Source organism: Rothia sp. HMSC061C12 (assembly GCF_001815755.1).
GTDB lineage: Bacteria > Actinomycetota > Actinomycetes > Actinomycetales > Micrococcaceae > Rothia > Rothia mucilaginosa.
On the sequence record NZ_KV821861.1, the window covers coordinates 1 to 706 of the forward strand.

The following is a 706-nucleotide window of genomic DNA, read 5'->3' on the forward strand; positions in this document are numbered from 1 at the left end:
CGGAGTCAACAATGACGGACACCGCGAAGTGCTGGGGGTGCGCGTGTCCACCAGCGAGACCGCTCCAGCCTGGAAGGAGTTCTTCGCCGACCTGGTCGCCCGAGGCCTGACCGGCGTGCGCCTGGTCACCAGTGATGCCCATCTGGGCCTGGTTGAGGCCATCGCCGCCAACCTACCCGGAGCCACCTGGCAACGATGCCGTACCCACTACGCCGCTAATCTCATGTCGGTCACCCCCAAAGCGCTATGGCCCGCTGTCAAAGCGATGCTGCACTCGGTGTATGACCAGCCCGACGCGGCATCGGTCAACGCTCAATACGACCGGCTCTTGGACTACGTGCACGACAAGCTCCCCGCCGTGTGTGATCACCTCGATCAAGCCAGGGCAGACGTCCTCGCGTTCGCGTCCTTCCCCACCGGGGTGTGGACCCAGATCTGGTCCAACAACCCCAATGAGCGCCTCAACCGCGAAATCCGCCGCCGCACCGACACCGTGGGAATCTTCCCCAACCGACAAGCAATCATCCGCCTAGTCGGAGCCGTCCTCGCCGAACAAAACGACGAATGGGCCGAAGGCCGACGCTACCTCAGCCTCGACATCCTCACCAAATCACGACTCACACCCCAACCCACCCAACAGGAGGAACCCCCACTCCAACTCAGCGCATAACCCACTCCGAAGGACACAAAACGATTACACCACTCC

Annotated in this window: 1 protein-coding gene; it reads left to right on the plus strand. The window is 62.6% G+C overall.

Translation table 11 applies throughout. The features are described 5' to 3' along the window. Positions 1-670: IS256 family transposase (locus HMPREF3055_RS04090; protein WP_141758470.1), on the plus strand; the 670-nt coding region annotated here is incomplete at its 5' end. Positions 671-706 lie beyond the last annotated feature (36 nt).